The sequence below is a fragment of the Pseudomonas sp. MN1F genome (assembly GCF_009391885.1).
GTDB lineage: Bacteria > Pseudomonadota > Gammaproteobacteria > Pseudomonadales > Pseudomonadaceae > Aquipseudomonas.
The window spans coordinates 59,365-84,766 of the sequence record NZ_VZII01000008.1; the positions used below are offsets into that span (position 1 = coordinate 59,365).

Consider the following 25,402-nt stretch of genomic DNA (forward strand, 5'->3'; position numbering starts at 1 on the left):
CAGCCCTTCCGTTGAACCTTGGTATCTGCGACTGCGCGACGAAGTCGGCCCACAGCGACTGGTTCTTCGTGATTGATCAGAAGAGATGGCAACGCCTCTGCCCCTTTCGCGACAGCAAGAGAGCAGGAGTTAGCGGGCATCAATACTACTTATAAAACAGTATCTTAAAGCGCGACTATTAACAGGCAGCTTTGCCCAAAGGAATCTGCCGTTCAGAAATCCAGTCCGGTGACAGTGCGTTGCCGTCAGTTGGAGGCAAAAAGCTAATTGCAAAACCGATAACCCAAGCTACGATCATGAGTGCTAGCACTGTAAACCTATCGGACCTCATGCCTACTGACGAAGGAATTGAAGATGAACACAATAAAAATTGATCAAAATTCACTACTAGCATTCCCGATCGAAGTCACCTTGAATGTTCCCCTAGATGTCCAAGCTTGCACCAAAGGTGGAATTCGATTTTGTCATGAGCAAGGCAATTACATTCCTATTACCTTGACAATTGAAGATGCAGAAAATGGTAGGATATCAATAATGCCGGAGGGGGTAATTCCGGCAGGAAAGTACTCCGTGGTTGTATCCTCTGCAGCCATCTCACCCGAAAACCGTTTATTAGAAGGCGACCTTATATTAGGCTATCAATGCTCGCGCCCCTAGAAGGCCACAACATGCAAGAGTTGAAAGAGGCTCGTGACCGAACGCGGGATCGCCTAATCAGTGAGCTTGAAAAGCCTCACATAAAAGCTTTGCTGGAAAATATTGAAGCGCATGCATCGCGCAATAGACCACTGAGAAAACAAGAAGGCGAACTAGCAAAAATAAGACTTTTGAAGCATATTACCAAAACGGTTCCATTTTATCGAAACTGGCCACAGTCCGTTCAGATAGAGCCTCTACAGCTGGAGAAATTCCCTATTTTAGAGAGATCCACGCTCGCATCCAACCTTGGCGTGCTTATATCTCGAGATCAAATTACAGGTGAAATACTAGCGAGCGACCTTTATCTTTCGTCGACAAGTGGAAGTACTGGCCACCCAGTAACCCATATCAAATCCTCGGAATCTAACGGTTTTGCGGAGCTAGTTTTCTGGCAGCGTCTCCAAGCCGCATTCGCTATCCCTAAAACGAATGAATGGTTAGACTTAGGCCTGCGAGTATTTGGCCAGCCGTTGGTGCAAGGAAGAGTGCTTCCGAGCGCAACCATTGCCTGGAATATGCGAACTTATAGGAGAGAGCGACCTGAGTTCATGCAAGAGTATGAATCTATACTTAGAGCAGCCGAACCCGACGTTATCTGGGGCACACCCAGCAGAGTGCACGAACTGGCGAAGGTAGTGGACGAACTTGGTATTTTAGTGAGACCCAACGTCGTTCTCACAAGTTACGAACCACTGACAGACTCTCTTCGAGAGCTGCTTCTCTCTCAATTTAAATGTCCTGTAGCATCAGTTTATGGCACGTCCGAACTTGGCCTATGCGCTTGGCAGTGTTCAAAAGGGGCATTTCACTTTGATGAAGACTTGTTTGTACTCGAAGTCGTAGATGAGCAAGGGGAAGTCGTCAATGACGGAGATTGCGGACGGATCGTAATAACATCGCTGCATTCAACTTGCGTGCCATTAGTTCGGTATGACACAGGGGACTTGGGAGCGGCTAGACGGGATATTTGTGAGTGTGGAAGGGAGGATCCAAGGCTAGTTCGTATAGAAGGTCGGCGTCTCGCTATGGTCATCACACGGGAAGGTGTCGAGTTCTCACCATATCGCCTTATAGACTATATCGGGTCGATGGGCGTGCACGACTTTCAAATCCAACAGACGTATCCAGGATCACTGCGGATTGCGCTTGGAAAGCAAGAGCGCCCTCTAACCTCAGACAGGAAGTCTCAATTTATTGCGTTAGCCAGCAGCTTTCTTGGTGAGTCAACGCATGTCGAATTCTCGCACGAGCATCCGTTTGTGCTTGCCAACTCAGGCAAAAAAAATCCTTTTGTGAGGATTACTGATGGAGCAGAAAAGTTCTGACCCCATACAAAACTATGTCGCCATCCTAGATAGATCTCCTGTTGCACATGGCAGGAAGATCACTCTTCGAGAGGATCAACTACTTAGAATTAACACAGCAATAGCTTTTTTTCATAAATTACCCAACTCAAAGCGGATAATCACCACAGGCCGAGGACAGACCCCGCCAATTACAAACGCCGACCGATGCGCTAAGTACATTATCACAAATAACCTTGCTCTTAGAGAAACGATTTTAGTGGAACCATGGTCCTACGATACTATTGGTAATATTTTCTACCTCAGCCTTGGCCTCCTACGCAGTTTAGAATCAGGCTCAAAATTAACAATTGTAACATCATCGTACCATTTAGCGCGTGTACAAGAACTCGTACTCCGAATCTTTAATAAACACATCAATGTAAACATCCTCGATTCGGGAAACCCTTCTGATGAAGATATTGCAGAGCGCTCATATAATGAGATGATCAGTATTAAAGCTCTAAGAAAGTTACTATTAGGGGTCGACCCTGGAGATAGAAATGAAATAGCACATCGCCTTTCTTCGTCACACTCCCTGTACATGCATCTATCCGAGCAGAAAATTATCGACGTGGAGGCATTTAGGACATGCATATAATAGTTACAGGCGCTCTCGGATTTATAGGAGTTACGTATGTGCGAAAGCTGCTTTGCAACCCCAATGTCTTCGTGAGTGCAGTAGACGACCAGTCTGCAGCTGCGCTGTTGCCAGAAGAGGCACTGCAATATTGGTCTTCTTCAGATAGGGTCAAGCTATTTATACAAGACGCAGGGAATTTCCTTGTAAACTACCAGGGTAAATTTGACCTTCTTGTTCACTTGGCATCTGTTGTCGGACCTGTTGGTGTGATTGGCCATGTAGGTAATATTCTTGCGGAGACAGTACGACTCACTCAGGCTGCTATCCGAGCTACATTAGTCGCCAAGGCCCGACTGCTTTACGTATCAACAAGCGAAGTCTATGGCGAAGGAAATGCTGACTCATGCTCCGTTAATCGATCTTGTGTATTTGCTCCGGAAAACTCAGCTAGGCAAGAATATGCAATTTCCAAGCTAGCATGCGAAATCCAGATTAGAAACCTCTGCGGGGCCACTGGACTCGACGCGGTAATTATAAGGCCTTTTAACGTAGCTGGGCCATATCAGTCAGCTCGAGGTGGCTTCGTGCTTCCACGATTCTTAGATCAAGCAATGAGCAATTCATCTCTGACTGTATACGGCGATGGGTCACAAGTGCGAGCTTTTATGCATGTAGATGACTTTGTAGAAGCCTGCATGACCATCAGTGATATTGGTGGAATCGGAAAAGTATATAATGTAGGGAATCCATACAACCGCACATCAATTGGCGCACTTGCCCAAGCCGTAATTAAAGCAACGGGATCAGCTTCGCAGATAGCATATGTGAACCCCCAATCTCTACACGGCAACGGCTTTGTAGAGGCACCAAATAAGAGCCCGTTCGAGGTCAAGATACTCAGCTTCTGTTGGAAGGAAAGACGAACTCTGTCAGAGATCATAACTGATACATATTCAGCTCGTTGCCAGCGCCGAGATATACCTTCCATCACCAAAGATAATTCTAGTCTACTCCATGCGAGCACGACAGACCAGAAATCCGGTACAGCATAATGCCAGAAAATAAAAAACTCACGGACCAAGTAACGAAAGTAGATATCGTATTATTGCGACCCCCAGTCGACACCCCTTTTGAAAGATTTAACGATGATAGCAAGAAAACTATAATCGGAGAGCCGCTCGGCTTGGCACTGATATCGTCTTTCCTTAAAGCTTCAGGAATACGCGTTGCATTTTTTGACTCTCCACTGGAAAACTGGGACGAACAAAAAACAATAAATGAAATTCTAGCTCTACAGCCTCGAGTCATAGGTGTATTGGCCCGCTATCCATTTTTAGCATCCATTGAGCGAATTCTTTCCAGAATTCGCAGCAACATCCCAGAAATATACACAATTGCTGGAGGACAGTATGCAACCCTCAATCCAAGGCTCCTTCTAGACTTGGTCCCCTCGTTAGACTCAGTCGGTTGCGGCGATGGTGAAGATCTGATGCTTAGTGTGATGATGGATATTTTGAATGAGCAAAAACCCTCTCATAGTCGCCTTTTCTCCCGAAAGCCTTCAGCCAGCTCTCGAAGTACCGCCTCCGTCTCGGATCTGAATACTCTCCCTTGGGCAGATCGAAAGTACTTAACTACGGCTCAAAATCTTGGTTTCGAAACGGTTGGCATTACGAGCTCTCGCGGCTGCCCTTTTCGATGCTCATTTTGCGTCCCACATATATTCAGTCGAACTTCTGCCCCAAGCGCCTGGCGCGCAAGAAGCGTCCTCTCGATCGCAGACGAGATAGAGCACCACTGGAAGGAAGGCAACTCACTTTTTACATTCTCTGATGAGCACTTCCTTCCTCACAAAGAGGCAAAACTACGTGCGGTCGATTTCGCTGATACAGTTAAGTATCGGAATATGGAAATTGAATTCATGTTCGACTGTCGAGCTGACTCTGTAGAGCACGCACTATTCGCGAAGCTAAAGCGCGCGGGTCTAATGCGCGTATTTATTGGCTTCGAGACTTTGGATTCAGAGGGACTGCTTGCTTTTCAAAAGGACCTATCAAGCCGCCATAACCTCGAAGCGGTTAGAATCTGCAAGGATTTAGAAATTGAATTAATACCTGGAATGATATTCTTCCATCCGTGGGCTACACCTATGTCTGTTCTAGCGAATTTGGAGTTTCATGCCCAGTCATTTGAACTATTTGACTGGGATGATTTTACTACCTGCCTCAAGGCGATCCCCGGTACGCCAATAGTGGAAAGAATTCGAGCTGACGGCTTGCTTGGAAATCTACGAAACGGACTTTTCGAGTGGTCTTTTAAGCATCGGGAAACAGACCGCTTATTTACGAGCTTCAATCAGACACTGGAAAATTACCGATCACTCTATAAGAAGACGGCCAGTGACAAATTGGCCTTGCGATCTCTAAAAGAGCACATTATAGAAACTTTAAAAAACGAGGTACGAAATGCAACCAAGTGATAGAAAATCATCTCCATCTGTAGTGTGGCTTACAGGGGAATGTGGCGTTGGAAAAACCATTGTCGGAGGACTCATCGCTCGCACCCGTGGCCTTTCATTTATCGATAATGACCGTATAAAGGAGATTTTTTTCAAAGAGGGGTGGGAGAGGCAGGAAGCGGGCCGAATTGCTTATAACTTGATGATCGACATGATCATGCATGGAATACAGGACGGCACATCTTTTGTAGTTGCAGCTCCAATTTCGATCCCAGAAACTCTTTCCGCGGTGCGTGATTTGAGACGCCATTGCAATCTGAATATTTTTGAGCTCACGGCGGCGCCTGATGTGTTAGACGCTCGAATATTGGCTAGGGCCAAAAACCTTCCTATCAATAAAATTGCTGTCAGGACTGCTAAAGATAGAGTGGAAAGCTTTACTCATCAAATGCGTGTGGCAATTCCCGAAGCAGTGATCGTAGATACGCAAGATCGCTCTCCATGGGAGGTAGTGCAGGCCATTACGCGTGAGCTTCCAAAACAGAAGGAAAAGACAGAAGACTTTACTCTTGCTGCCGCAGCGCTAATCACGAGAAACCTTCCTAGGCCGATAGTGGTTGCTTCCGGCGTCTTTGACTTGCTGCACCCAGGTCATCTGAAGTATCTTCGATCGGCAGCAAAACTTGGCGCTAGCTTGATAGTTCACGTCGGAGCTGATTTTTCGGTAAAGCGCCGCAAGGGTCCAGGCAGACCAATAATGAGCTCGGACGAGCGTTGTTTAATGGTTGAGGCCATTACTGAAGTCGACCTGGCTTTTATCAGTGGCAGCCACACCCTTACGTGTGCTACCGAGCTAAATGCAGACATAGTAGCTGTCACAGAGGAGGCCCGCGATGAGTTTGAGTCCGTGCGTCAGGGTCTATTTTCAGGCGAAATCGTATATACGAATAGAATCGACGACACGAGATTATCAACAAGCGCAATCTTGAAACGAGTGATTGTAGCAAGCGGCCCTTTCTGCCCAAGAATTTAAGGTACTTTTCGAATATTGTATGGTCCCCTGCTCTCCCAGCTGCCACTTTTTAGTTGGTGACTTCCCTGACGTAGGCCTGACAGGCCTTCAACGCGATCAGTCCCTGATCGCCTTCGTCGGTGATGTCGACAATTCGTTGAGCATGCGCTGGGTCAAGTTGGGCGCGTACGGCTCCATGTACCACGCCTCCGGTGGCGGGGGCTTCTCGCACCCTACCGTCACAACCCTGGGCGGCAAGGGTTCCGGCGTCGACAAGGACTGACAGCCGCAGATCAGCGGTAGCAAGCCTGTCACGCAGGCGAGCCTGAGCTTGTTGAGCATCGTTCATTTCCTTCCAGTGCATTTTGGTCTGGTCCTGCAGGCGAGCCTCCAGGGCGCGCCGCGCACGCTGCTGCTCTTCCAGCTGGTCGAGCGCAGCTGCAGCGGCCTCTTCACGCTCACGGCCGTGCAAACGGTCCTTCGCAGCCAGCTGTCTGCCGTAGTCGTCGGCCTGTTCAGCGAGCTGCTTCCCATAGACGTTGGCCTGCCACACCCAGGCTGCCCGGGCACCGAGGGCACACACGAGCACCAGGGCTAACAGGGCAATCAGGCGACCGCCCCAGGCGCTCACTGCAGCACCTCAAGGGCTCGCTTGTAGATGGCCATGCGATCATCCAGACCGTTGGTACCACCGTTGATCCGCTTCGTGATGGCCGCCATGTCACCCTTGTCCGCCAAGCTGTTCAGGCCCTCCTTCTGCCAGAACCACCCGGCTGACATCGCAGCGTAAACCGGTTGCTCCAGCAGTTCAGGGGTGTTGAGCAGACGGCTGTCACCGAACAGGGCCTCGCTGCAGGTCTCGTAGTTGTATCGGCCGGTGACCTGAATCAGTCCGCGGCCACGGTAGAACTGGCCGTCGCCATCAGCCTCAGGCGTGTTACCTAGGCGCTTCGCGAGGCTGCCGGTGTCGTACTTCGAAAGGTACTTGTCATTGCCGAGCTCGCGAACGTACTGCAGCTGGCCCGACTCATGCCCCACCTGGGCAAGGAAGGCCGCCATGCGTAGGCGCGTGATGACCCCGTACTTGCCCATGGTGGCGTTGAGACCGGGAACAAAAACGCCGGCTTTGCGGCCGGCGTTGGGGAGGATCTGTTGCAACTGCTGTTCAGTAATCGGCATCGTCAAATTTCCTTCATTCATGAAAAAAGCCCCGTCAGTGCGGGGCTTTATTGGGTTTGCTCAGCAATCCAGGGCGGCGCGACGGGTCGCTGCTCGATCGCGGGGAAGGCTTCGGATTGGGGCCAATCGCGCAGCTGCTGCAGGTAAGTCAGCAGCTCGGTGAACTGATCCTGGGTCAACGTGGTGCTGCGCTGCAGGTCCTGTTCGTCGCGGTGCCGCTCGCGCAGCCAGAGCACTGCAGTGACGGCCGCGTCGCGCCACTCACGCTCCCGCGCCTCCAGCTCTGCCAGCGAGACAGGGGCCTCCTGCAGGGGCTCTACTTCTGCCCCCGCCGCGATCGCCTCAAGTACCTGCTGGTAGACCTCGGGCGTGTCGCTTTCCGTGGCATGGAATGGCAAGCCGTCGCACGTCACGACGTAGCTGCCATCTGCCCGTTGCTGGATATCGGTGATCAGCCGGCGCGCCGGCGCCGCCTCGCCAAGTTCTTGAACCTCTACTGCTTCCATTACTGAATCCTCCAGGCAAAGCCCACTGAGTTGCTGTTGTAACCGACCACCGCTCCGCCGGCGGACACGCCCGACGTACCGCCCACGGCCCCGCCTGAGCCGTTGTAACCGGTGGTGAAGTACGCCCAGGTACCACCGGACGGAAGTTGCCCGGAGCCCTGTAGCACCACAAACTGACCGGCTACGGGCTTCAGGAAGCTGGCAGCTGTATGGCAAACCGCGCCGTTGGAAAGGACCGAGCCAACCTCCAGGTCTGCCGAGTTGTTCGCGGCGTTTCGCACAGCCAGGATGTTGGTGTTCTGACTATGGAGCAGGGCCACAGCACTGCTGGGCGTGGACAACCGGAGAATGGCGGCGCCGCCCGCGAGCGGATTGTTGAGGTTCAAAGCGGCCGAACTAACATCCTGCCCCTCCACGGCGATCTTGATTGCACCAGAGATGGTGCCTCCAGATTTGCTAACCGCATCGGTGATGCCGTAGCCATCCAGCGTGGTGGCCTTTGCCGCCTTGGAGTTCAGCGAGCTATCCAACTGCGCCTTCGTGTAAGCGTCTGTGATGCCATAGCCCGCGATGGTCGTTGCCGAGTTGGCTTTGGCTGCCAGCGAACTATCGATCTGCGCTTTGGTGTAGGCATCGGTGATGCCGTACCCGCCCAGCGTCGTCGCAGCGTTCGCCTTGGAGTTTAGCGAACTGTTGATCTGCGACTTCGTGTAAGCGTCGGTGATGCCATAGCCAGCAAGGGACGTGGCGTTGTTCGCCTTGCCCTCCAGCGCAGTATCCATCTGCGCCTTGGTGGGGTACTGGGTCGGATCGAAGTTGCCCGTGTGCCACAGTTCACGCCAGGTGCCGGCCCCGTCCACGGCGTTCTTGCGGGCAAAGAAACCTTCTTTGTCGACGGCCGACAGGAAGTCAAAGCCCATCTTGCCTTCGGGGTAAGGGATGTGAAATCCGGTGCCGTAACCGATCGTTGCGGGCTTGTCGGTGGTGGTATCCCCGGCCGTGACAAATTGCGTCACCGGCAGGTCGCGCATCGCCCCCGATCGAATCCCGGGTACGCTGCTCAAGCCACTGGACGTTTTGACCGCATCGGTAATCCCATAGCCATCTACCGTGGTCGGGTTGCTGCCGGCAGTCACGCGCCCCTGCACGTCGACGCTCACCGAGCGATAGGTGCCGGCCGCTACACCGGTTTTGCCAAACATGCGGGCATACACCAGCGCGGTCGTGCCGAGTGTCGGCAACGTGGTGTTCGACAGCTGCCAGATAGACCCGGCGTTGGCCGTGCCACTCTCGACCAGTACCAGGTGCCCCGGGGTGCACTCGGCGCTCTCGTTCAGGTCCAGGGTACGGACCCAGGCGCCGGTCACGACGCTGTAGATGCCGTTCTGCGAACCGGTCGCCTGATCTTTCACCAGCACCCGGTCGCCCGTACCGACCATGATACCGTCGATGGTCTGCCCGCCCGATAGCGCAATGGCGCCGGTGGTGGCCACCCGCACGGTGCGTTTCACGTCGCTGGCCGCCAGGCTTTGAATGGCCTTCTGCAGCTGGGTCAGGTCGCCTTCACTCGGCACCAGGCCGGCCGCCTTGATCACCGCCAACAGTTCATCGGTGACCGCGTTGCCCCAACTGGCCGGGATCAACGAACCGGGTTGGCCGGTACCGGCGTTTTCGTCGACGAACTTGCCGCCGACCAAGCCCACATTGGGCGTACTTTTCGGGTAATCCATGTGCTTATCCGTAGTTGATGGTTTCGAGTGTGTGCGCCGGCGCCGATCGGCTGACCAGGCATTCAAGGGCGCCATTTGAAGCGCCGCCGAAGGTTTGCCCCCAGTGGCTAAAGCCGAAGCGCCGGCCAGCGGCCAATCGCGGGCCGGTTTCCAGGGTCCACATGAACTGCGCGCCCCAGGTGCCGAAGCGGGCCGAGCCGAAGCGCGCCCGGCCGAAGCGCGGCGCCCGGTGCTCGATGACCCGGGCTTGCCGGTAACCCAGGCTGAACGCCAGATCCACGAAGTACGCCGGCGTCTGGCCGCCGACTTCCAGCAGCCGCCGGCGCACGGCCACTTGCCGATCCTGGAACGACGGCGATTCCCCCATGCAGGGGTCGGGCAGGTTCATGACCCGCTCCCAGTCCGGTACCAGTTCGCGCACGGTGGCCGGCTCACTTTCGCCCAGCAGCGCCATGGCGCGCAGATCCTCGCGGGCCAGTTCCTCGGCCGCCGCCTGCAGCAGCTGGTCAACGCCTGGGTTGAACTCGCGATCCCAGGCCGGCCCCGGGGGCAAAAGCGCGCGCAGCTGGGCCAGGTAGTCGTCCACTGTTCTCACGACCACAGCACACCCCCGTAAGTCAGCAGCTCGTTAGTGGCCGCCACCACGTCTCCCGCCGGCGCAAGCACCTTGTGGTCGCGCTCGCCCACGGCGCCGCTGATGGCCTCGGCGATATGGGTAGCCAGCAGGTCGCCGCCCAGCTCCGATTCCCGGTTGTGCAGGTCGATCAGGGCGGCTTCGACGGCACGGCGCACGGTGCTGCTGTCCGGGGTCACTGACAGCTGGTACTGCACCGGCTTTTCCACCGGAGCCAGCACGTAAACCTCAGCCGTTACCGGGCGTTCCTGCTCGATATAGGCGGCCACGGTGGCCAGCGCCTCGGCGTTCGGAATAATGTCATCATCGCCGTCACGCACGAAGAACACCGCAACCGTGCCCGGGCCAAGCCAGTGCCGCACGACCCAGGCCCGGGTCACGCCGGCCACCTCCAGCGCCCAGGTTTCGTAATCGCTCTTGCTGCCGCCGTGGGCAATGACCCGATAGGAACGAATCACCCGGGCGCGCAGGGTTTCGATGCTCTCCTGCTCAGTGCCACCGGCGAGTCCTGCCGCGCCGACCGTGAACACCTCATTGATGCCCAGCACCGGCGACACCAGGCGCAGCTGGGTACCGGCGGGCGTGTTGCCCAGCTCGCCGGCGTCCAGCGCCTCGATCTCGGCCACCCCCGTGATGGCGGTCAGTTTGACCGTGGTGCGCACCCGGAACAGCATCTGATCATCGCGCTGCAGCAGCGTGCCGGCGTCCAGCAGCGCGGTCACCGCGCCGGTGAAAGCCGCCGACCCGGTGGCGGCCACCGCTTCCAGGCGGTCACGCTTGAGCCGTGCTCGGGCCATGCGCAACAGCGTTTCTTCGTCGGCGGTGTCCGGCAGGATCTGGTCGGCGATGTACTGCTGATGGCCGTAACGCCCATAACTGGCAGCGCCCAGGACGCGGGCCAGCACTTCGGCGTCGGAGCGTACCAGCGCGCTACCACCAGACAGGTCGGACTGTGCCCGGGCGATCAGCGCGGGCAACGTAGGGGTTTCAAACGGCATTGATCACCTGCCACAGCTTGTCTAGTTGAACATCGATCACCGAGCCGTCACGCATCGACAGCACCACCTGCAGGTTCAGCCGGGTGACCTCCCGCGACGCCGTTACGGTAACGGCGCTCACCCGGTCGTCATCGTCCAGCCAGGCCAGCGACTCGCGGGCGAACGCTTCGGCGTCGCGCACCGTGTCGTCGGTCAGCGTGCGCCGGCGCAACTGCCAGAGGCGTGAGCCGATGCGGTCGCGCTCGACCGTGGGGAAGGTGTCGCCCCACCAGCCATGGCGCTGGTCGTCGTCCAGTTGGTCGCCATCCTCGGCGCGCCGCCAGGTCAGCAGGCTGATCACCACGGCGCGCTGCCAGGCCTGTTCTGAGCCGTCATCACTGAATAGCTGCATGTCAGGCCCCCTTAACCGGCTTCTTGTCCGAGCCTTCGTGAACGTGCAGCGAGGTACTGACGCCGGCGGCGATCTGGTCGCCGTCCGAGACGATGCGGCCGGTGGTGCTGATCAGCGGCGTGTCGAACTCCACCGCCGTTTCAGCCTTGACTCGAAACGTCGCGGTTTGCACCTCGATCACCCGCCCGCGCTTGAAATGCAGCACGTCGCCTTCGTCGGTGTGCAGGGCCACTTCACCGCTCTGTAGGCCCTGCAGGCGAAAGCGGCGGTCTGACACGCAGATCACCACCCCATGCGAGCGGTCGCCATTGATAAAGGCCGCCAGCCCCTCGGCGCCGGGTTGCGGGTTGGATGTGAACCCATAGGGTTCGAAGTGCTCCATGCCGTCTTTCACTTCATCAGCGGTCAGGCGCATTTGCAGGCTTTGCAACTTGCGTCCGGCATCGACCAGGGCGACGACGCCCCGGGCAAAGAAATTTCTCATGGGTTTCATGGGCCAGGCTTCCAATCAGCAGGGATCAGGTATTCGAAGTTGTCGGCCTTGCCGCCCTTCTTGAGCTTGCGCGACTTGTGCGGGTCTTTCGGTTCAGGGTCGAAGCCATCCGGCGGGCCTACCACGATGTTTGCCACCGTGCCGGCGTCATCCATGACGTACTCGATTTCACTGATCAGCATGTCGCGGTCTATGCCCATCAGCGGGTCGACCACCCGCACCACCATGTTTGGCAACCACAGCGCGCCGTTGGACTGCCGCCACCCCTGCACCTGATAGTTCAGGGTCAGCGCCTTGCCCATGCGGCTGCCGCGCTCCCAGTTGGCCCTGGCCTGGGCCAGCTCCGGGGTCATCTGGCCGCTCTCGTGGATCAGCAGCACGCGGTGCCGCGTCGCCCGAGGGTCGACCAGTTCCGCCTTGACCTCGCTGGCCTGCTCGCCGTAGGCACTGTCTGAACCCGAGCGCTGGCCGGTGACGCGGTATTCCGAGAACACCCCCGAGAAATCCAGCTCGGCGCGGCCGGTCAGGATGTTCTGCCCCAGTTCCAGGCGATCGACCGCACGGCCGGCGCTGCCGGGCTGGATGATCACCACCCGGCCCCGGGCGTCGTCGGTCGACAGCAGACGGGAAAGCGTCAGCAGCCGGTCGATCGACTCGAACACCGTTTCGCCCGGCTCGATCTGGTGGTCGGCCAGCTTGGTGGTTTCGGCCACCTCGCTCAGCACCTTGACCCCGTAGGGCTCGGCCAGTGCCTGGACGATCTTCTGCACGCTCTGCCCGCGCCACTGGCCGGGCTTGTTGACTGCCGAGCTGTCCACCAGGTCGGCAGTCAGCGAGCGGCCAGAAACCGACCGTTCCACGCTACGGCTGTCGTAGCTGATCGGGGTGGCGAACACCCACCCGGTCAGCACCAGGTCGTCGCCGATGCGCACTTCGCAGAAGTCACCCTGCCGCACCGGGATTTCCACCGCCTGACCGGGCCAGCGCCACGTCACCCCCAGGCGAAAATCACGGCTCTGCCGCTCGATCCCCGCGCTGATGCTGACTTTCTTCCAGCCGCGATAGTCCAGGCCGTTCACGCTCAGCGTGACAGCGTTCATGTGATCCATAGGCTTACTCTTGAGCGACGGCCAGCACCCCGACAGGCAAGAACCCCGGGTGCGCGACCTTGTTACGCGTAACGATTTCAGCGGCGCGGGTTGCGTCGCCGTAGCGCTGATAGGCCAGAACCACCGCCGGCAGACTCTCCAGCGTGGTTACCTCAGCCAGGCGCACGCCGGCGCGGGCCACCTCGGTCAAGTGGACGCGCACTTGCTTGCGCACCACCTCCAGCACCTCGAAATGCTCATGCGGGGCGGTCTGCTCGGCAGCCACTAGCGCGGCCTCGATCGCGTCGCGCACGGCCACCACGTCAGCGGTAACCGGCACGTCAGGCCGGGCGATCGGCGAAACCACTTGCTGCTGCAGGGATGGATACCCCGACAGCGGCGCCGGCGCTTGCACCACCGGCATGGCGGCGGCCGTGCGCACCGCCAGGACAATCAGCGCATCGCGCACCAGCTCGCGGGCAGCCTCGATCACCGCCGCCGTGGCAGCCCCGCCGGCGGCACTGCTGCCGGCCTCGACCGCTGCAGCCGCAGCTACCACCTGCGCCGCCAGTGCGCGGGACTGCTCGACCTGCGAGGTAATGGCCCGACTCGATGCGGCGAAGCTGGCAAACTCCGGGTCGGCCTCGGGCAGGCCGGCCACGGTGCTGGCAAACTCCGGGTCGGCTTCGATACTGGCAGCGCTGGACGATGCCGCGCTGCTCGACAGCGTGCTGCTCGACGGCCCCCAGCGGTAACCGGTCGAACGGCTACCGCCGACGCTGGAAAACTGCCCCCGGATCATCGCCGAAAAGTTGCCCGGGGCATTGATCAGCATGTCGGCCAGCGCTTCCACCGAACTGACCAGGCCCGTCAACTGGCGCAGCTCCTGGGCAATGGCCATCTGCACCCCGGCGATACCGCTCTGCAGCATCACCACCGCCAGGCGCGCCCGGTTCACCACCGTCATGGCTTCCTTGTAACGCCGGATCGCCGACTGCAGCAGGGTTTCCGACGACTCTTCCAGCTGCCGCGCCGTGTTCGGCACGCCGGCGGGAAAGCCCTTCTCGCCGTCTTCGACAAACACCAGGTCGAAGCGCGCCATGCCGCCTTCGCGGCGCTCATGGCCCACCGAACAACCGGTCGCCGTGACCATCAGGCGGCTATACCAGGGGTGAATCAGTTCCCCGGCGCCGGGCTTGTCCAGCGCATTCAGCAGGGCATCACGCTTGATCAGGAAGTCTTCGCCGATCACGAAGGCCGCCATCTTGATTTCGCGGGTTACGCGGCCCAGGTCCTCCACCAGCGGCTTGTCCCTCTGGGGGTACTCATGCACCTGGGTGCGCCGACCGACTGGCATGCTGTCGCTGTCGACGTGAAACGGCACCCCCCGAAAGGAGGCCGGGTGTAGTTCATCCCGCCACGTGGTCATCCTGCCCCCCTACCCAATGAGCGATAGCCGACCTGCGGGGTTACCTGCAGGCCGGGCTGGTTGGATTCGCCCTGTTCGACGCGCATGCCCTGCGGGGCATTGTCGAAGCGGACCACCATCGACCCTTCCAGCTGGGTCTTGTTGGCCGCTGCCGACTGCTGGACCAGCGAACCCCGCGAGGCCGGCAAACCGCCCGGCGCCGAGGCGGCCACGGACGTCAGGCCAGGGCGCTGCACAACGGCCGTTTCAGCCTGTTTCAGCGCCTCGGCCTGGGTCAGCCCCTTGGCATAGCTTTCCTTGGCTTGCTCGCCCAGCTGCGAGGCCGTGAGCGCCGGCGCCGACGACACCAGGCGCAGCGGCGGGCGCGCCGGCACCTGCCCAGGCACCCGCAACAGGCTGGCCGCGCTGGTGGCCTCGGGCATCAGTTGCACCGGCTCAGGCATCGGCCGCACCAGGGCGCCCGGCACCGGTTGGGCCGCTGCGTTGCGCGCCTGCTGCTGCTCCGTCCAGGCGTTGACCTTGTTGGTCGCGGCCTCGATCACCCCGCCTTCGGAGCTGAACCCCAGGAATTTCATCATGGGTTCAACGATCGGCCGCAGCTTGTCCCACAGGCCTTTGAAATAGGCCGTGATCGGCTCCCAGTGCTTGACCAGCAAGCCCAGCGGCGACCAGTCAAACAAGGTTTTGAGGAAGTCGAGGAACGGCACCGACAGCGCCTTGATCGCCTCCCACACGCCTCGGAAAAACCCGCTGATCGGCCCCCAATGGTTGACGATTAGGCCGAGCGGGGAATAGTCGAACAGGGTCCGCATGAAGCCCATGAAGGGCACCGACAGCGCCTTGACCAAGCCCCACAGGCTGGCAAAGAACCGGCTCAGCGGCTGCCAGTTGGCGACGATCTGGCCGAGCGGCGTCCAGGCAAAGGCGGTTTTCATCCACCCCCACACGGTCATCGCCGGGCCTTTGATTTCATCCCACAGCGCCACGAAATAGCGGGTCAGCGGCTGCCAGTTGGCCACGATCAAGCCGATCGGCGACCAGGCAAAGGCCGCTTTCATCCAGCCCCACAGGGCCATCGCTGGCCCCTTGATCTTGTCCCACACCGCCTGGAAGTACGGCGCCACGGTCGACCAGTTGGCGATCAGCACGCCGGCGGCAATGGCGATGCCGCGCACGATGATCCCGATCGGGCTCATGCTCGCTACACCGTTCATCATCGCCAGGGCTGCCGTGGCGCCGGCCGTGGCCAGGCGCAGCACAGTGAAGCCCACCGCCGCACCCAACACGCCCTTGATCAACCAGGGGTGCGCTGCAGCCAGGGCGCCGACACTGCTGATAATCGGCCCCACGGTGGCCATGAAGTCGTTCAGCGGCGGCAACAACATACTGCCGACCGTGATGCCCAGACGGGTCACGCGGTTCTGCAGCAGCTGCATGGCGTTCTGTGTGGTGGCTGCCCGGGCGGCATACTCGCTGTTCATCGAACCGGCGTACTGCGTTTCATCACCGATCGACTTAAAGTTTTTCTGCAGGGTGGCCAGGCTCGTCAGCAGCGGCGCAATGGCCCCCACCGATTCCTTGCCGAACAAGTTGGTCAGCACGGCCGCCTGCTTGCTCTTCTCGACCTGGGCCAGCGTCTGCAGCACGCGGTTAATCGTGCCTTCGCTGTCGCTCTGCATGCCCTTGGCCAACTCGTTGGCGTCCAGGCGCAGCGCCTTGTACGCCTCTTTCTGCGACTTGGTGGCCGCCGTGCCGGCGGTCAGGGTCAGCATGAAGTTCTTGATGCCGGTGGCCGCCACGTCCTGGGCGATACCCACGCCGGCCAGGGTCGAACCCATGGCGGCCAGCTGGGCCGCGCTGACACCGGCCACCTCACCCAGCGGGCCGATGGCCGTCAGGATGTTGGAGATTTGCCCGGTGCTCGCGGCGCCGGTGTTGCCCAGATAGTTGATCTGGTCAGCGAGGGTCACCACCTCGGTCTGGTTCATCTTGAAGGCCGTGCGCCACTTGGCCATCATCGAACCGGACTCTTCGGCCGTCTGGTCGAAGGCCACGCCCATTTTCACCGCGTCCTCGGCAAAGCGGTTCAGCTCTTCCCGAGCAATGCCCGACTGGCCACCCGCCGCGACGATCTGCGCGATGCCCTCGGCCGCCATCGGCAGCCGCTCGGACAGGCCCAGCACGTCGTCGCTCATCGCCTTGAACTGCGCCGGCGTGTCGAAGTTGACCACCTTTTTCACGTCAGCCATGGCGCTCTCGAAGCCCATCGCGGCCTTCACACCCATGACGAACGGCGCCGCAATGGCACCGCCTTGCAGGGCCTCGCCAAAGGTGATCTTGCCCAGGCCCGAGCTGTTCAACTGCTTGCGCAGCATCGCCGCGTTCTTGCGCACGCCACTGAGCACCGGCGACAGCTTGTCGACGCCGGTGATCAGGGCCTTTAGCTGGAATTTATCCGCCACTGCCACCCCCAGTCAGCGCGTTGATGCGCCACGCGTTTTCCTCGCTCTCGAACAGCGTGTCGAGGGTCCAGCCCAGCACCTCACCCGGGGTGGCTTTCCACCACCAAGCGAGGTCATAGGCCAGCTCGGCTAGGCTGCCGACTGTTCCGAATCGCGGGGCATGAAAAAACCCACGATGAGCCAGGCCACATTGTTCAAGTCGGGCAGCGCCAACTGGTTCACCGAACTGGCGGGGATGGTCGCGCACACGGCGATGTACTTGGCCGCCACTTCCACGTCGAGGATCGGGTAACCGCTCTCGCCGATGTTGTAGGGCAGCGCCTTGATGGCCCGGCACTCCTGCACGGTGGGGCGACGCAGGGTCAGTTCTTTGACTTCTTCGCCATGGGCCTGGATCGGTTCGGCGAGGATATGGGTTACGGTGCTCATTACTGCCAGTCTCCTTGGATGCCTTCGAATTTGAGCGAGACCTTGGCGTCATCGCCGGTCACTTTGGTTTCATCAACCAGGTACGCACCGCTCAGCACGTACACGGAGCCATCGGCGAGTTCAGCCGTTACGGTCATGGCAATACCGGCGGCCAGCTTGGCCCGGGGGAAGTTGGCGGTTTTCACCGCATCAACGACGACGTAGGGGATCAGGTCTTCTTCCTTGAAGTAGCCCCGCGTGACGGTCTCCCGTTTCACGTCCGACAGCGGGCATTCCACGCCGCCGGTGATGACCAACTGATCGCCGTCGACCTTGACGTAACAGGTGCCTGCGACTTTCTGACCCATAAAGGGATCTCCCAGAAAAAAGCCCGCACAAGGCGGGCCAGGGTTGAACGATGCGGATTAAGTCGCTTCGGGGTACTGCAGGCGGAACTGGTACAGCAGCGCGAACACGCGCAGTTGATTCACCAGGTCCGGCGGGAACAGCACGCTGAGCCGGTTGGGGTTGTTGGCGTCGCGCTCGACGATCAGGTACTGATTGAACATCTCGGCATTCTCGACAATGCCGTTACGCTCCATGGCCCCATACGCCGCGACCAGCTCGCCGCGAATCACCTTCGGCGTGACGATCGCCTGGCCGGGGCCAAAGCGGGTGCCGTCGTTGGCCAGCTTGTGGCGGCCGTACTTGCTGGTGATGATGCTGCGCAGGTAACGGATCACATACGCCGACTGGTGCAGCGTCTCGCTGTCCAGGTACGAATCATCGGCCTGCCCGTAGGCGTTGCGCTGATACGTGGTAATGGCGCGCTCGATCCGGTAGCTGCCACCGTTGTAGGCGGCGGTGGCCACCCCACTGGTCAGCAGCGACTGCCGTTCGGTCAGGGTGAAACGATCGCTCGCGGCGGCCGGATCGATGCCCACCAGCACGCCGGTTTGTGTCGGCCGCGCCGGGTCGGCACTGATGAACACGGCGGTGCGCGCCGCCCAGGCGGCCGCCACCTCCCACGCTGGCTGCGGCACGCCACGCTCGAAGCCATGCACGGTGATATGCGGGTCGTTGCGCAGGCGCCCGGCCGCGACCAGCTCACCGAGGGTGCCACGCTTGGCGCTGTAGACGTGGCCGTACAGCTGCTTTGCCCAGGACCAGCGACCGGCGCTGTCGTCCATGGTGTCTTTCCAGGCGTCCAGGGTGTCGGCGTCGGTCCACGGCTGGGCAATGAATTCGAATTCTTCGTCGCCCAGCGCCGCCAGCGCGGCAGCAGTGTCAGGACTGCCAACACCGCCGGTCATGCCGGTGGTGACGATGGTCAAGCCCGCCGGGGTAACCTCGCTGTTCACGCGACCCAGGCGATTGAGCTGCAGCTGAATATCGTTGCCCAGCTCGCCCTTGAACTTGGCTTTCAGGCTGACCACGCCGGCGGCCACCGTCGCTGTCACCGGCAGGTCGATCGCCTCATTGATGGCCGCCGACAGCGCGGTGGCCACTGCATCGGCCGAGGCCCCCGCCACCGCCAGGGCGCGCACGCGCTGGCCCGCGATGTACAGATTGACCAGGCCGGCCGACTCGACCGACCCCGTTACGGTAACGGTGCCGGCCGCGGCCACACCGGTGTCGACCTTGAGCGGCAGACACCAGACTTCGCCGGCGACGTCGATGGCGCGCCAACGGGCGTGCATGCTGGCCAGCATCGAACCGGCGCCGCCAATGTCCTTGGCCTCGCTGGTCCGCGACACCAGCGTCAGGCGGCCAATCTCGGCACCGTCGGCGTCGTCGTTGACCTGGCCAATGAGCAGCCGGCGCAAGCTCGAAGCGCCGCTGTTGGCCATGGAATTGTCGACTTCGGCATAGAACAGCGGCACGCGAATGTCGCTGGGGATGTTGCTGAAACTTACGCTCATTCCGCCGTGCTCCCCTTGGGTTTGCTGCTGGCTTTCTGCTCGACGGCATCACCGTCGCTGATGCGGCGCTCCCAGTACGCATTACGCGGCACCGGGGCGCCGCCGGCGGGCAGCAGCTCGCGGGGGTTGTGCGGCATCGGGCATTCGCGCCCGGGTGCCGGCTTGAGGTTGATGGTCTTCATGGGGTCAGGTTCTCCCGGGTGGTGAACTCGACTCGCCCGTCTGGGCCTGGGGCCGTGACGTTGGAGTCTTTCAGGTGGTTGATGAAGTCGAAGCGGGTGTCGATCCCGTCCAGCGCCGGCAGGCCGGCCAGCTGCCATTCCTGCCAGGTCTGCGGCTTGCCCTCGCCGGTCTGCTCCCAGCGACCCAACTGCAGGTCGGCATAGAAGCGGTAGCGGTAAACCACCCGCTCGCGGTCGATCAGCAGCAGCTGCCCGCCGTCGTACAGCAGCGGCCCCGACTCCGGGTCAGGCTCAAAGCCCACCAGGGCGCGCCACAGCTGGGCGCGCAGGTCGTGCAGTGGGTCAGCCACCGATTGCCCGCGCTCGTCGTCGGTGGGCAGCACCACGCACACGTCGATCGCGTCGCGAACGGCCTGGGTGTACACGTTCTGCGCGGTCGGCTCGTCGGCCGAGTCGCCTACCGCGATCACGTAGGCCGCCGGGATTTCCAGCTTGCCGCTGTCGGCGGTCGGGTCCCAATCCAGGCCACCCGCCACGCGCCCCTCCAAGCCAGGCGCATAGGCGCGCAGCTGCTCGATCACAGGCGTGATTTTCATGTCGGCTCTCAGTTGAGCAGCGCGGCGGCGAAAGCCTGCTGCAGGATGCGTTGCACGTCGGCGCGGCTGTCGGTCAGCGCGTCGGTCATGTAGTTGTCGCGGGGCTTGATGCGCCACCCGCCGCCCTGCTTGCGGCGAACGCCGTAATGCAGGTACGCCGGATAGAACGCTCGCATACTTGAGGTCTTGTTGGGGGCGATCCGCACCAGGAAGCCCCAGCGCGACAGCTTGAAGCCGATAGAATCGGTGGTCGCACCCGACCGGTTGATCGGGTAGCCTTCCTGGCCGCCGCCAAGCGCCAGGTTCATCTGCGCCCGGCCGGTGATCAGCTGGCCCACCTTGCGCATGCCAGCGCGGATCTTTCGCTTGTTGAAGGCCTCTTGGTCGAACTTGTCGAAGCCGTCAACGTGCAGGTAGCCGTCAATCGAAACGGAGTTGGCCACGGCCACCTCCCGCCGGCGCGTTAACAGCACCCAGCTCCTCCACTTCAACCACAGACCAAATCTGCTCGCCCGCAAGCTCCGTGGGGCGCTTCACCCGATAAACCCGACCACGGCCAACGAACTCACAGTCCGAAGCCAAGCCGTCAATGAAGCGACAGTACAAGCGGTGCGTGACCCCGGTATTTGTTTGCTGAGCCGCGGCATAGGTTGCGGTGCCCAAAGGCTCAACCTTGACCCAGCGCCAACATACATGCACAAGGTCAGACTCAAGCCCGGGTCCAACCGGTTTATCGGACCTTCTTCGCACCTCCATGCGATGCTTCAGCTCACCCGAGGCGGGTGCCCGTGTGCTCACTCGCAATGCCATGGCTAGAACCTCGGCGGGACGGTGATATCCGCCAACAGGTGGTCGACAAAGCTCGCCGGCACTTCGGCCAAGGATTGCCCCACGACCAAAAGCCCCCGATGGGTGAATGCCGTTTCCGCCGCAATCAGGAGCCAGCTGAGCACACCGGGATAGGCTTCCAGGTCCGCCCCGGCCCGGTAACGGATACGCAACCGGCCAGCAGGCCTGCCGCCCGGGAAAAGCAGATAGCTCTCCTTTCCACCCTGGCGAAGCTCTACCGGGCCATCGTAAGGGCTCACCTGACCTGCCTCTCCCAGCACGATCACGGACTCGACGGCAACCACCTGGCCAACGTCCAGCGAATGGCCCGACGCATACGTCGCCGGCCAGTCCTCCTCGTAGATCGCTTCACGAATCGCCGCCCCCGTCTTCGATTCGCCCTGGGCGGTGACGCCAGGGATGATGATCAGGTCGATCAGCTCGGACTGCAGGTCTTCTGGCTCAGCCCGGCACTGAAATGCGACCTGCTCCAACGTCAACACCGGGGGACCCGTGTAGGCAATGCGGCGCGCCATAGCTATGGCTTACCATCATCGCTGGCTTGATCGTCAACCTTGCCAGCGGCATCGGCGTTTCCGCCACCATCAGATGGTTTACCGGTCGGAGTGGCGTTACCGGGAACGGACTTGCCTTTCCTGGCACTCGGCTTCCCCGATTCGACTGCATAACCCGACTCGATCAAGCCCGCGGCAATTGCCGAATCAAAGCCAGCCGTTTCACCTGCGGCATAGCCGCGCCAGTTTTTCTCGAACGTTACGATGACCTTGGTCATGAGATTTCCCCAGAACTGGAATGGAATGCCCGGCGTACCGGGCACGAGGATTTACAGGGAGCTGCCCCATTTGACATCGGTCATCACCGCTACCGACTCGACGTGACGCGGGCCGAAGTCGTGCTTGGCAATCACTCGCACGAGGGTCTGGTCGCGCTGGAATGCACTAATGACGTTGCCACTACCGTCCTTGTAGGTGGCCTCCTTGCTGAAATCGATGACCATGGCGTCGTCTTCACCGATGAAGCAGTCAGCGAAGTCGGCGAAATGGATTTCCGAAGCATCGCCATCGGCACCCAGGTTGATCGGAATCTGGGTGGTCGAGCCGACTGGGAAACCCTTGAGCATGTTCTGATCCAGCTCGGGGTACGCCTTGTTGCCATTGCCATCACGCAGGGCTGCCAGCCAGCGCTTGGTGCGCGGCGCCATGGCGAAGCCTGGCGCGGTCATGTTGGAGTTCGCGTTCTCCAGCCGGAGGATCAGCGCAGACAGCGCGAACTCCACCGCTTCCAGCGTTACAGCTGCTGGGGCAGCAAACACGTTGAAGGACGGCGCCCAGAAGCGCAGCCCCTTGGGCAGATTTCCGGTACCAGCACCGCGCAGGAATGACAGGTCTTCCGCAGTCGCCACCGAGGCGACCAGATCACTCACGACCAGGCGGTCAACGCTCGGATTGGTACCGGAGTAAGCCAGCAGGTCATTGCTGATCGGCACCAGGGCAGCGAGCTTTTTCGACGACAGCTTCAGGTCGTCGAACTGCATGTCGGTGGACGGCATGTCTTCCTCGGTGCCGATGTAACCGACGACAGCACCGCCTTTGATGCGCGGTACGGTGAGGTTGCCATTTTGCAGCGGCAGCGAGACCGCGCCGAGGCTGCGCACCACCGACTTCGGACGCAGCAGCTCGATTACTTCGCTGGAGAAACTTTGCGGTACCAACACCCCACCAGCGCCTGGCGTCACGGTGCTGAGTGCCATGGCGATTTCAGGGTTGTAGCCCGAGTCGGCGGCCATCTTCGCAGCGGCCTGCTGGTCACCGCGAGAGGCCGCCAGGACGCGCACCATCTGCGCCATGTTGGCACCCGGTATCGGCTTTGCGGTGAACGGACCGCTGATGTTGCCGGGAGGGCCGTTCAGGCCTTGAGCGCCTTCGTTCACGGGTACCGCGCTAGCGGTTGCCATGCGCTCGGCCGCTTCGGACCGCGCGAGCTTCTCCGTCAGCTCATTGAACTGGGTGCTGAGCTGCTCGAACTGGGCGAGCTGTTCGGCAGTGAGCGAGGTGCCGGCCGCTTCGAGCTGAGCCAACGCCTGGATCTGGCCATTGATAGTGGCGCGTTCGCTACGCAATTGAGTTACGAGGGACATGCTGCCTCCTGGGCATAAAAAAACCGCCGTTGGGCGGTTGTGGTCGCTGCCGCGAACGCGGTCAGAGTTGTGACTGAATGGCGAAGGCTGAAGCCCTCACGCTGATGCGTTGTTGTGGCTGTGAGACTTGGCGCTGGGCGCGGCTGAGAGCGACTGCCCGCGAGAGGTTGTCCACCGCCATCTGCGGCGACTCCAGGCGATCAGCCAAGCCCATGGCGATCGCGGACGAGCCGCGGTAACAGGCGGCTTCGGTGGCGATGATCTCGGCCACATCGCGGCCGCGGTAATCAGCAACATGAGTGGTGAAGAGCTGATAGCTTTCCTGCACGACATCGTTGAGCACTTGCAGGGACTGCTCGGTAAGCGGCTCATTCGGGCTCAGGTCATTCTTGTGAGCGCCGGCAAAGACCGTGGTGACCTTGACACCCATGCCATCGAGCATCTTGGAACGGTCCATGTGACTAGCCACCACGCCGATGGACCCTACTCCCGAGGTCAAGCTGACCACGATCTCAGTACAGGCGGATGCAATCAGGTAGCCCCCGGAGTACGCCATGAAGTTGACCAGGCCGGTGATAGGCTTGATCTTAGTTGCGGCGCGAATATCTGCCGCCAGCTCGAAAGCACCGACCGCACTGCCACCTGGGCTGTCGATATCGAGCACGATGTGTTCGACCATGGGGTCGGCGACGGCCTTGTCCAGTGCTGCACGCAAGCCTTCGTAGCTGGTCATGGTCTCGCAGGCGTTCAAGTGGCTGCCGCGGCTGACAAGAACGCCATGGACGGGAATCACCTCGACACCCGTCTGGGCGATGGCGGCACGGCGTTGTTCTTCGCGGCGATCCTGCTCGGCCTGATAATCCTCATCGTCATAGAACATCGATGGGTTAGCCGCGGCGCCGCTCATGTTCAGATTTACGATATTTAGGCTCATGGTCTGGTTCGCCCAGCGCACGGCCAGGTCCAGCATGTCGGGTGTCGTCAGCAGCGGCTGGTTGAACAGCAAGCTGGCTGCACGCAGATGTCGTTTCATGCGGCAAGCATCCTCTGAATGTCGTCGCGCTGCTGCTCCAGCTGAGCGCGAACGTTGGGGTTGTTCATGTCGGGCAAGCCGTGCGCCACATCCGTCATGTTCAGCGGCTGCAAATAGCTATCACCATTGGCAACGGGCGGCATGTTTTCCAGGCGACGGATGTCGTTGATCGACAGCCACCCCCACTGCCTGCCGATTGCATAGGCGTCATAGCGGCTTTTCTGGTCGCCGCGCAGCAGGCCGGACAGGTTGAACTCGATGAAGTAGTCCCGCCGTTCAGATGGCAACAGGAAGTCGCGCATCATGGCCTGCTCGTGGCGCTTCACCCAGGGCATCAGGGCGAAGATCACGTACTGGATCAGCAGCTGTTCAAGGCTGTTGTAGCTGGCTTTCTCCAGCTCGTTGATCATGTGCGGAGGGATCTTGTAGATCCGAGCGATATCCAGCCCAGTGGCCTTGAGGATGCCCAGCAGCTCGGCATCGACGTTGTTCATCGATACCGGTTTGAAAGTCATACCTTCCTGCAGCATCGCGACCTTCTTCGCGTTATCGATGCCCGAGAACTTATTACCCCACTGATCTAGTATGCGGTCGATACTGCCCTGCTCCTTGATCGGCGGGGCTTCCCGGGGACGCTCGATGACGCCACTGACGGCAGTACCGTTGGCAAACGACTTACCTGCGTACTGCCTCACCGCATGCGCAAGGCCGACGGCATCGGCATGCAGCTCAACGGGAGAAAGGCCCGTGTAGTGGTTCTTCGTATGCCAGCGCACATGATGAATCAGGCGCATGGGCAGCGGATCGTGCCCACCAACACGGTAAACGGGCCGCAAATCGCCGCCCTTAAGAACAGTCACCTTGTCGTTTCGCAGCGGGTAAAGGGCTTTCACCGAACCATCGTCATTGCGTTCGATGAAGCTGTAGCAGTTGCCTCGTAACCCCAGGGCGAGCTGGCCGGATTCACGATACTCGTAGGGTGTCTGCCAGGGGTTTGGTTGGTAGCGCAGCACATCGTAGAGCGGATGCGCCGTTGCCGTCTCGCGCTTGCCGTCACCTAGTCGGCGGTACAGCTCAAGCGGTAACTGGCCCACGCTCTCTGCCAGCAGCGTGACGCACGTCTGCAAAACGGTGATGGCCAATGCGGTATCCGGCGTCACCGTTACACCTGCGGCCGAACGCCCGGAGCCAATCAAGCCGCGCCAGAAGCCACTGCCAGCGTCCGAAGCGAGCCCTTCACTTGCGCCGAGCAGATTGCTGAAGAACATGG

General features: G+C 60.0%; 29 protein-coding genes. 6 read left to right on the plus strand and 23 right to left on the minus strand.

The annotated features are described in order from the left end of the window. Nucleotides 1–354 precede the first annotated feature (354 nt). From F6X59_RS04820 to F6X59_RS04845, 6 genes are read left to right on the plus strand one after another with little or no spacing between them, the layout of a single operon-like run. Nucleotides 355–657: a hypothetical protein gene (locus F6X59_RS04820; protein WP_152954949.1), complete on the plus strand. Its 303-nt coding sequence runs from the start codon at nt 355–357 to the stop codon at nt 655–657. Nucleotides 658–668: 11 nt separating this feature from the next. Then, complete coding sequence (locus F6X59_RS04825) at nt 669–2,024, plus strand: phenylacetate--CoA ligase family protein (protein WP_152954950.1); 1,356 nt, start codon at nt 669–671, stop codon at nt 2,022–2,024. After that, complete coding sequence (locus F6X59_RS28895) at nt 2,005–2,643, plus strand: YdcF family protein (protein ID WP_152954951.1); 639 nt, start codon at nt 2,005–2,007, stop codon at nt 2,641–2,643. Before F6X59_RS04825 ends, F6X59_RS28895 begins: the two co-directional genes overlap by 20 nt. Then, on the plus strand, nt 2,634–3,677 hold the full coding sequence (locus tag F6X59_RS04835; RefSeq protein WP_152954952.1) for an NAD(P)-dependent oxidoreductase: 1,044 nt from the start codon (nt 2,634–2,636) through the stop codon (nt 3,675–3,677). The genes F6X59_RS28895 and F6X59_RS04835 overlap by 10 nt, the downstream gene beginning before the upstream one ends. Continuing rightward, nucleotides 3,677–5,104, plus strand: coding sequence for a B12-binding domain-containing radical SAM protein (locus tag F6X59_RS04840; protein ID WP_152954953.1), 1,428 nt, complete (start codon nt 3,677–3,679; stop codon nt 5,102–5,104). Before F6X59_RS04835 ends, F6X59_RS04840 begins: the two co-directional genes overlap by 1 nt. Continuing rightward, nucleotides 5,091–6,116 (plus strand): adenylyltransferase/cytidyltransferase family protein, encoded by a 1,026-nt coding sequence (locus tag F6X59_RS04845; RefSeq protein ID WP_152954954.1) that lies wholly within the window; start codon nt 5,091–5,093, stop codon nt 6,114–6,116. Before F6X59_RS04840 ends, F6X59_RS04845 begins: the two co-directional genes overlap by 14 nt. Before the next feature lie 49 nt (nt 6,117–6,165). Here the strand turns inward: F6X59_RS04845 and F6X59_RS04850 are convergent, their stop codons facing one another. The 23 genes from F6X59_RS04850 to F6X59_RS04960 form a co-directional block, all read right to left on the minus strand. After that, nucleotides 6,166–6,726: a lysis protein gene (locus tag F6X59_RS04850; protein WP_372240300.1), complete on the minus strand. Its 561-nt coding sequence runs from the start codon at nt 6,724–6,726 to the stop codon at nt 6,166–6,168. Further along, complete coding sequence (locus F6X59_RS04855) at nt 6,723–7,274, minus strand: glycoside hydrolase family 19 protein (RefSeq protein ID WP_152954955.1); 552 nt, start codon at nt 7,272–7,274, stop codon at nt 6,723–6,725. The genes F6X59_RS04850 and F6X59_RS04855 overlap by 4 nt, the downstream gene beginning before the upstream one ends. 47 nt (nt 7,275–7,321) lie before the next feature. After that, nucleotides 7,322–7,780, minus strand: coding sequence for a phage tail assembly chaperone (locus F6X59_RS28585; RefSeq protein WP_256669067.1), 459 nt, complete (start codon nt 7,778–7,780; stop codon nt 7,322–7,324). Continuing rightward, entirely contained in the window at nt 7,780–9,510 is a 1,731-nt protein-coding gene (locus F6X59_RS04865; RefSeq protein ID WP_152954956.1) for a phage tail protein, read from the minus strand. The genes F6X59_RS28585 and F6X59_RS04865 overlap by 1 nt, the downstream gene beginning before the upstream one ends. A gap of 4 nt (nt 9,511–9,514) precedes the next feature. Then, on the minus strand, nt 9,515–10,111 hold the full coding sequence (locus F6X59_RS04870) for a YmfQ family protein (protein ID WP_372240301.1): 597 nt from the start codon (nt 10,109–10,111) through the stop codon (nt 9,515–9,517). Beyond that, on the minus strand, nt 10,102–11,142 hold the full coding sequence (locus F6X59_RS04875; protein WP_152954957.1) for a baseplate J/gp47 family protein: 1,041 nt from the start codon (nt 11,140–11,142) through the stop codon (nt 10,102–10,104). Before F6X59_RS04875 ends, F6X59_RS04870 begins: the two co-directional genes overlap by 10 nt. Then, the gene (locus tag F6X59_RS04880) at nt 11,132–11,533 is read right to left on the minus strand and encodes a phage GP46 family protein (RefSeq protein ID WP_152954958.1); all 402 of its coding nucleotides are present in this window, start codon (nt 11,531–11,533) and stop codon (nt 11,132–11,134) included. Before F6X59_RS04880 ends, F6X59_RS04875 begins: the two co-directional genes overlap by 11 nt. 1 nt (nt 11,534) lies before the next feature. Next, nucleotides 11,535–12,026, minus strand: a complete 492-nt coding sequence (locus tag F6X59_RS04885; RefSeq protein WP_152954959.1) for a phage baseplate assembly protein V — start codon at nt 12,024–12,026, stop codon at nt 11,535–11,537. Continuing rightward, nucleotides 12,023–13,135 carry a phage baseplate assembly protein gene (locus F6X59_RS04890; protein WP_152954960.1) on the minus strand — a complete coding sequence of 371 codons (1,113 nt, stop codon included), beginning with the start codon at nt 13,133–13,135 and terminating at the stop codon, nt 12,023–12,025. Before F6X59_RS04890 ends, F6X59_RS04885 begins: the two co-directional genes overlap by 4 nt. Before the next feature lie 4 nt (nt 13,136–13,139). Next, nucleotides 13,140–14,543 carry a DNA circularization protein gene (locus tag F6X59_RS04895; protein ID WP_152954961.1) on the minus strand — a complete coding sequence of 468 codons (1,404 nt, stop codon included), beginning with the start codon at nt 14,541–14,543 and terminating at the stop codon, nt 13,140–13,142. After that, nucleotides 14,540–17,005 (minus strand): phage tail tape measure protein, encoded by a 2,466-nt coding sequence (locus F6X59_RS28590; RefSeq protein WP_372240302.1) that lies wholly within the window; start codon nt 17,003–17,005, stop codon nt 14,540–14,542. Before F6X59_RS28590 ends, F6X59_RS04895 begins: the two co-directional genes overlap by 4 nt. A gap of 129 nt (nt 17,006–17,134) precedes the next feature. After that, entirely contained in the window at nt 17,135–17,434 is a 300-nt protein-coding gene (locus F6X59_RS04905) for a phage tail assembly protein (protein ID WP_152954962.1), read from the minus strand. Continuing rightward, nucleotides 17,434–17,781 (minus strand): phage tail tube protein, encoded by a 348-nt coding sequence (locus F6X59_RS04910; protein ID WP_152954963.1) that lies wholly within the window; start codon nt 17,779–17,781, stop codon nt 17,434–17,436. The genes F6X59_RS04905 and F6X59_RS04910 overlap by 1 nt, the downstream gene beginning before the upstream one ends. A 57-nt stretch (nt 17,782–17,838) precedes the next feature. Beyond that, on the minus strand, nt 17,839–19,335 hold the full coding sequence (locus tag F6X59_RS04915) for a phage tail sheath subtilisin-like domain-containing protein (protein WP_152954964.1): 1,497 nt from the start codon (nt 19,333–19,335) through the stop codon (nt 17,839–17,841). Next, nucleotides 19,332–19,517 carry a DUF2635 domain-containing protein gene (locus F6X59_RS04920; RefSeq protein WP_152954965.1) on the minus strand — a complete coding sequence of 62 codons (186 nt, stop codon included), beginning with the start codon at nt 19,515–19,517 and terminating at the stop codon, nt 19,332–19,334. Before F6X59_RS04920 ends, F6X59_RS04915 begins: the two co-directional genes overlap by 4 nt. Next, complete coding sequence (locus tag F6X59_RS04925; RefSeq protein ID WP_152954966.1) at nt 19,514–20,113, minus strand: hypothetical protein; 600 nt, start codon at nt 20,111–20,113, stop codon at nt 19,514–19,516. The genes F6X59_RS04920 and F6X59_RS04925 overlap by 4 nt, the downstream gene beginning before the upstream one ends. 8 nt (nt 20,114–20,121) lie before the next feature. Further along, on the minus strand, nt 20,122–20,556 hold the full coding sequence (locus F6X59_RS04930) for a hypothetical protein (RefSeq protein WP_372240303.1): 435 nt from the start codon (nt 20,554–20,556) through the stop codon (nt 20,122–20,124). Next, nucleotides 20,534–20,923, minus strand: coding sequence for a head-tail adaptor protein (locus F6X59_RS28900; RefSeq protein WP_152954967.1), 390 nt, complete (start codon nt 20,921–20,923; stop codon nt 20,534–20,536). The genes F6X59_RS04930 and F6X59_RS28900 overlap by 23 nt, the downstream gene beginning before the upstream one ends. Before the next feature lie 2 nt (nt 20,924–20,925). Further along, the gene (locus F6X59_RS04940; protein ID WP_152954968.1) at nt 20,926–21,477 is read right to left on the minus strand and encodes a hypothetical protein; all 552 of its coding nucleotides are present in this window, start codon (nt 21,475–21,477) and stop codon (nt 20,926–20,928) included. A gap of 2 nt (nt 21,478–21,479) precedes the next feature. After that, nucleotides 21,480–21,734: a hypothetical protein gene (locus tag F6X59_RS04945; protein ID WP_152954969.1), complete on the minus strand. Its 255-nt coding sequence runs from the start codon at nt 21,732–21,734 to the stop codon at nt 21,480–21,482. Between the two features lie 51 nt (nt 21,735–21,785). Continuing rightward, nucleotides 21,786–23,099, minus strand: a complete 1,314-nt coding sequence (locus F6X59_RS04950; protein ID WP_178120035.1) for a phage major capsid protein — start codon at nt 23,097–23,099, stop codon at nt 21,786–21,788. Nucleotides 23,100–23,160: 61 nt separating this feature from the next. Then, nucleotides 23,161–24,132, minus strand: coding sequence for a S49 family peptidase (locus F6X59_RS04955; protein WP_152954970.1), 972 nt, complete (start codon nt 24,130–24,132; stop codon nt 23,161–23,163). Further along, a complete protein-coding gene (locus F6X59_RS04960) occupies nt 24,129–25,400 on the minus strand; it encodes a phage portal protein (RefSeq protein WP_152954971.1) in 1,272 nt (423 codons plus the stop codon). The genes F6X59_RS04955 and F6X59_RS04960 overlap by 4 nt, the downstream gene beginning before the upstream one ends. Nucleotides 25,401–25,402 lie beyond the last annotated feature (2 nt).